Genomic DNA, 6384 nt, shown 5'->3' with positions numbered 1-6384 from the left:
TGCCGGCGGCGGGTTGTTGGCGACCACGGCCGGCGGCGCGGGTGGCGGCGTCGTTGACGGGCGCGATCCGCCGGCCCCTGGAATGAATGAGAAATCTTCGGCCAATGAAGAGGATATCCACGGCACCTGCTCGCCACGCGAGGCGCGGGTGACGCCCATCTTGGTGCGGTTCAGCGTCTCCTCGGCCATCAGGTCAGGGACGCGGATTTCCTTCAGCAGTTCCTGGACGAACAGGCTGTGCTCGCCGCCGGCGTCCGAGACCACCGAGGCCAGCGCCGCCGAATACATCACCAGCGTGCCATTCGGCGCGATGACCGGGGTCAGGCCGGCCGAGAAGCTGCGGAACCGGCGCTCGAACGGGTTGCGCCTGGAGGCATCGACCAGCGCGATCTTGACGCCGGCGCCGCGGGTGTTGAGCTCGCCGAGCACGGTCTCCAGGCTGAAACCGTCGCGGCGCACGTCGGATTCGGTCCAGATCTGCGCATCGACCGGCAGCATGTAGCTCTGACGCGCGGACTGGATGCCGAAACCGCTGAAGAACACCAGCGCCACTGAACCCGGCTTGATCTTGCCGTAGAGCTTGTCGAAGGCGCGGCGCATGCCGTCGCCGGTCAGGTTCTCGCCGACCTCGACGGAAAAGCCGTCGCGCTTGAGCTCGTCGGCGACGTCACGCGCATCATTGATCGGTTCCTTCAGCGGGGCATCCGCATCCGGATATTTGGCGTTGCCGATCACCAGCGCAAAGCGGTCGCCAGCCGCAAGCGACGGCGCAGTCGGAACAAGCGAGATGAGCAAAGGCAGCAGAAAAAGGAAGCGAATTTTCATAATCAGCGCGGTCCAGCCAAAAAGGCACCGTTCCCAGCTTGCGCCGCGGCGACCTTAACTTTCGCTCCATGCATTATCAGACCCGGGATGGGGGGCGTCAACCGCTTGGAGATTCGACTTTATCGCGACGATCGACCGCAAGGCATGGCCGTGCTGCGAGGGGAATAAAGAGGCTGTCATGGTTGCACTCGATGCGATCTGGCTCGATCCTGTCCGCGGGACGTTAGGGCAGCCAGGGCGACCAAAATGTGATTGGTCTCACATTGGAGGACAGCGGTCGCCGCAATCTCAGGTGTTTGACCTTTGCGGCGGACAATGGCTTGGTCCGCCGGCTCGTCTCTGCAGGTCCACTCAGAAAAAAGCAAAACAAAGAGCAGCGTCATGGGAAACGTCTACGAGATCTACGCACTGCGCTATGCGACAATGTCGCCGCGCACCCCCCACATGAACTTCCTCGCGCCCGACCCGCATGACAGCGCGGCGCAGGACCTCGACTATTTCGTCTGGCTGATCCGAGGGCACGGTCGCGACATCCTGGTCGATACCGGCTTCAACGCCGAGGAGGCGAGCGCGCGGGCGCGCAAGCTGACGCTCAATCCGGTCGACGCGCTGGAGCGCTTCGGCGTCGCCGCGGCCGCGATTCGCGACGTCATCGTGACGCATCTGCATTACGACCACGCCGGCAATCTCGATCGCTTCCCACATGCGCGCTTCCATCTCCAGGAGCGCGAGATGGCTTACGCGACCGGCCGCTGCATGTGCAACGGCCTCTTGCGCCATCCGTTCTCGGTCGAGCACGTCACGCTGATGGTGCGTCACGTCTATGGCGAGCGCGTCACCTTCTATTCCGGCGATGGCGAAGTCGCGCCCGGCGTGACCGTGCATCGCGTCGGCGGCCATTCCGACGGCTTGCAGGTGGTCAAGGTCGAGACCGCGCGCGGACCGGTGGTGCTGGCGTCCGATGCCGCGCATTACTACGCCAATCTCCAGCGCAAGAGCCCGTTCCCGATCGTCTACAATGTCGGCGACATGGCGCAAGGCTGGGAGACCATCGAGCGCCTCGCCGGTCACCCTGATCGATTCATTCCCGGCCATGATCCGATCGTGACGGAAATCTATCCCCGCGCCAGCGACAAGGTAGATGCCTGGGCGCTGCACCTGCCGCCGTCGCGATCGTTTGCGAGATAGTTGATGCCAAACCCTCATCCTGAGGAGCGCGCTCTTGCGCGCGTCTCGAAGGATGAAGGCCGAGATCCAGCAGCGGGGCCTTCATGGTTCTCGCGGCGATGCGAAGCATCGTCCGCAAGACGGCGCTTGCGCACCTCCGCGATCGACTAGGGCGCGTGCTTATGAATCCTGCATGTCGGCTTTCGAGGGGCGAGCGGACACGCAGCCCCCACCCGCGGGACGTCGCCTTGTGACCCTTCTCGGACATCAGCCCGGCCCGGTGACATGCGATTCAGGCTATCCCGGCCCTTCCTGAATGATGGTTTGGACCGATAAGATACCCTTCTTGACCCTTTGGGGGCGGATATGGCGCGGCCATCAAGAACGGGCGGCAAGACGAGCCAGGCGAAGACCCGCAAGGGCCGCAAGACCACCCAGAGCAAGCGCCGCATTGCGCCAGCGGCCAGCCGAGCGAAGCGTCGTTCGGTCGCCGGTCCGAGCAAAGACCTGAAGGAGGCCCGCGAGCAGCAGGCGGCGACGGCCCAAATATTGAAGGTCATCGCAAGTTCGCCTGACGATGTGCAGCCGGTATTCGAGGCGATTGCGATCAGCGCCAACAGGCTGATTGGCGGTTTCTCTACGGCAGTGTTTCGCTATATCGACGGCATGCAACACCTGGAGGCGTTCACGCCGACCAATCCGGTCGCTGACGAAGCATTGCGAGCTTCGTTCCCGCGGCATCTCACAACGTCTTCGCCGCCCTTCGAGTTGCTGCGTGATGGCAAACCAATGCAGATTGTCGATACCGAATCCTCGCCAAACATACTGGCCAGGGATTTGGCGCGATTGCGCGGCTTTCGCAGCATGTTGTTGACGCCGTTGATGAGCAATGGGGTGCCTATCGGCTTGATCACCGTGACGCGAGTCGAGACCGGCTCATTCGCCGACCATCACGTGCAATTGCTACAGACCTTCGCCGACCAGGCCGTGATCGCCATCGAAAACGCACGGCTGATCAACGAGGTGCAGGCCAAGACCCGCGATCTCTCCGAAGCCCTCACCTACCAGACCGGCAGCAGCAATATCTTAAGGGTCATAGCGTCCTCACCGACTAACGTCGAACCAGTTCTCGAAGCAATCGTCGCAAGTGCGTGCCAACTTTGTGAGGCCGATGATGCTGCCGTACTCTTGAAGGACGGCGACGAACTGCGCTTCAGCGCACATCATGGCCCGATATCGATAGATGTAGGAAAGTGGCCGATCAATCGCGGCTGGGTCTCGGGGCGTGCGTTCCTCGATCAGACGCCGGTGCACGTGCGCGACCTCCTCTCAGACGAAGGCGCCGAATTTCCAGATGGTCGGAAATTGACCCAGCATACCGATACCGGGGTTATTCACAGCATTCTGGCTGTTCCGTTGCTGTGCGAAAAGGAGAGCATTGGCGCGATTCTGCTTCGCCGCACCGAAGTGCAGCCATTTAATGAGAAGCAGATTGCCTTGCTACAGTCCTTCGCCGACCAGGCGGTGATTGCGATCGAGAACGCGCGATTGTTCAATGAAACGAGGGAAGCGCTGGAGCGGCAAACCGCGACGTCGGAAGTGCTACAAGTCATATCCAGTTCGCCTGGCGGACTTGGGCCGGTGTTCGAGGCCATGCTGGAAAATGCCGTGCGCATCTGCCGTGCCAGTTTTGGGACGCTGCTCCTATACGAAGGCGACAGGTTGCGGCGGGTGGCGCGAATGGCCGCGCAAAACGTGCCGCAATTGTACGCGCCCGACCAGGAAACGCCGCCACACTTCATCGCGCCGTTTGATGGGGCGCCTTCGCTGGGGCGCCTCGTCGAGACCAAGGCGCTGGTTCACATTGCCGATATCGCCACAGAGCATCCCGACGATCTGATCTACAAGGTCGCCGCAGCCCGCACCGTTCTGATTGTGCCGATGCTCAAGGAGAGCGAGCTTGTCGGTGGCTTTGCTGTCTACCGCAAGGAAGTGCAAGAGTTCAGCGACAAGCAGGTCGAGTTGCTGGAAAATTTTGCGGCACAAGCGGTGATCGCCATCGAAAACACACGACTGCTCAAGGAGCTGCGGCAGCGAACCGACGATCTCTCGCAATCCCTCGACGACCTCCGCACCGCACAGGACCGCCTGGTGCAGACCGAAAAGCTTGCCTCGCTCGGCCAACTCACCGCGGGCATTGCGCACGAGATCAAGAACCCGCTCAACTTCGTCAATAATTTCGCAGCCCTTTCAGCGGAGTTGACCGAGGAGTTGAACGAGGCCCTCAAGCCCGCCGAACTCGTCGACAAGATCCGCACCGAAGTCGATGAGCTGACGGCGCTTTTGAAGAGCAACCTCGAAAAGGTCGTGCAGCACGGCAAGCGGGCCGATTCCATCGTCAAGAACATGCTGCTGCACTCACGCGAGGGACCGGGCGAGCGCCGCCTCGCCGACATCAATGCCCTGGTCCAGGAGAGTCTTAATCTAGCCTACCATGGCGCGCGCGCAGAGAAGTCCGACTTCAACATCACGCTCAAGCAGGACCTCGACCCCGACGCGGGGGAAATCGAGGTGTACCCGCAGGAGATCACGCGCGCGCTGCTCAACGTGATCTCCAACGGCTTCTATGTTGCCACCAGGCGCAAGTCCGAAGCGGGAGACGAGACCTTTGAACCTGTGCTGAGTGCGGCCACGAAGAACCTTGGCAACAAGGTCGAAATCCGCATCCGCGACAACGGCACCGGCATTCCGGTCGAGGTGAAGGACAAGATGTTCAATCCCTTCTTCACTACCAAGCCAGCTGGCGAAGGCACAGGGCTCGGTCTGTCGATGACTCACGACATCATTGTCAAACAACACGGCGGAACCCTCGATGTCGAGAGCGAACTGGGTGTGTTTACCGAGTTCATTATCACGCTGCCGCGATGACCTCTTTTGGCCCGTTTGAGACATGCCGACGCACGGCAACGTGTCTGCTTGTAGGGGTGGTGCGGAAATCGGCTGCACCCGGCCCAACCGACGCGAATGACCCATATCGGACTTACTGCCGTTCTCAATTTGTGCCGAGCGTCACGGTTTGTTCCTATGGTCGGCGGGGTACTGTCCGTATTTGACCCTCAGTGTCCTAAGTTGAATCCCTCAATGTCCGGATTCCGTAGTTATACGGAGCTTGAGGCGGATCAAGGAATTAAATCCAACAGAACACTTGGCGAACGCGAATGTTACGCCAAGAACACACAGGTCTGGCACTGCGGAACCGAATTGACTCGACGCCGTCCATAAAGGGAATTCACTGGCTCCACTCATCAGGACTGTCGGTTGCACTCCAACACAGGGGGAGCCCGTAGTATGATCAGAGAACCCCATTTTGATACATATTCGATCCCGGCACGCGTTTGTTTTGCCATTGCTGTGTTTGGTGGCGCATTGCTGATCGCCGTAGCGGTTACGAGCGTCTACTTCATAAAATAACGCAGCTGGAACCCGTGGTACGGGCGTCTCTGACCTAGGTGGGCCTAGTTCGCAAAACGTTCGGCGCCGACAGAAACCAGAGGTCGGTACTGGCGTTGGGCACAATGGATGACGAAGAGCTCAAGGCCCACAGTGAACAAGCCCTTGTCGTGGTGACCCTCAGTACGGCGACGCTGATCGCGTGCGTCACCCTCTTGGTTTCGCAATTGTAAGGCCGCCTCAGTTGGCGGCCTCTTTCATATCAGGCCAAGCCGGGAATGTCGCCTGTTGGCCCGTGGCTGACCTTAAGCCAGAGCCCCGCTATCTCTGCCTCCGAGAGGTAAGGCGACAAAGGTAACGATGCCTAACGAGGGCAGCCTTTGACCTTAGCTGACCTTCAGCAGGTCGGTCAGTGTAGCTCCGCTGCTGGAGCGGCCGCTGATGACTTGCGTAGAAGTTCATACCGTAACGCCGTCTGTCAGAGTCGAACGTCGCCATGACGTAACCTCGTTCCTCAAGACTTCGCCGTTGCGGGTATCTGACCGGGCTCGAACGGACCCGGCTCGAAGAAGCCCTCGATCGATTCGACCTTTGCGTAGTTCTCGGCGATGCTCTCGGGTGTCAGATGTGAATCATTGAAGCCAGGTCCCATGACGATAGCGATACGCTGGATTACTCCGGCTTCCACGTTGTAGATCCTGTTCGTCTCCGAACAACTATCGCTTGCCAGCCAGACGATCGCTGGCGCAACAGCCTCAACCGGCATTGTGGCTTCGCTCTGCTTCAGCCAAGCAGGATCCGCAACCGCCGCTGGGTGCATCCTCGTGTACCCGGCTGGCGAAATGGTGTTCACGAGAATCCCATGCTCAGCGCCTTCAACTGCAAGAATGCGCATCAATCCAACTACCGCGCACTTGGCCGCAGCGTAGGTGGCTTGGCCAC

General features: G+C 60.4%; 4 protein-coding genes. 2 read left to right on the top strand and 2 right to left on the bottom strand.

The window, feature by feature from the left end; genetic code table 11:
- Window positions 1-825: caspase family protein (locus CWO91_RS40995; RefSeq protein WP_130220996.1), on the bottom strand; the 825-nt coding region annotated here is incomplete at its 3' end.
- Window positions 826-1206: 381 nt separating this feature from the next.
- On the opposite strand from CWO91_RS40995, the gene CWO91_RS40990 reads away from it, so the two are divergent.
- Both CWO91_RS40990 and CWO91_RS40985 read left to right on the top strand, forming a co-directional pair.
- Entirely contained in the window at window positions 1207-2013 is an 807-nt protein-coding gene (locus CWO91_RS40990) for an N-acyl homoserine lactonase family protein (protein ID WP_165406059.1), read from the top strand.
- Window positions 2014-2358: 345 nt separating this feature from the next.
- Entirely contained in the window at window positions 2359-4920 is a 2562-nt protein-coding gene (locus CWO91_RS40985) for a GAF domain-containing protein (RefSeq protein ID WP_130220994.1), read from the top strand.
- 1036 nt (window positions 4921-5956) lie between these two features.
- Here the strand turns inward: CWO91_RS40985 and CWO91_RS40980 are convergent.
- Window positions 5957-6384, bottom strand: a 428-nt coding sequence (locus tag CWO91_RS40980; RefSeq protein ID WP_130220993.1) for an SDR family oxidoreductase, incomplete at its 5' end; no start/stop codon positions are given.

Source organism: Bradyrhizobium genosp. SA-3, assembly GCF_004212635.1.
GTDB lineage: Bacteria > Pseudomonadota > Alphaproteobacteria > Rhizobiales > Xanthobacteraceae > Bradyrhizobium.
Note: the sequence above shows the minus strand (reverse complement) of the source record. Positions and strands in the feature narration are given on the sequence as shown.

What these genes read in the sequence shown, in the direction of transcription:
- CWO91_RS40990 (WP_165406059.1), top strand. Translation starts at nt 1,207, where the DNA reads ATGGGAAACGTCTACGAGATCTACGCACTGCGCTATGCGACAATGTCG.
- CWO91_RS40985 (WP_130220994.1), top strand. Translation starts at nt 2,359, where the DNA reads ATGGCGCGGCCATCAAGAACGGGCGGCAAGACGAGCCAGGCGAAGACC.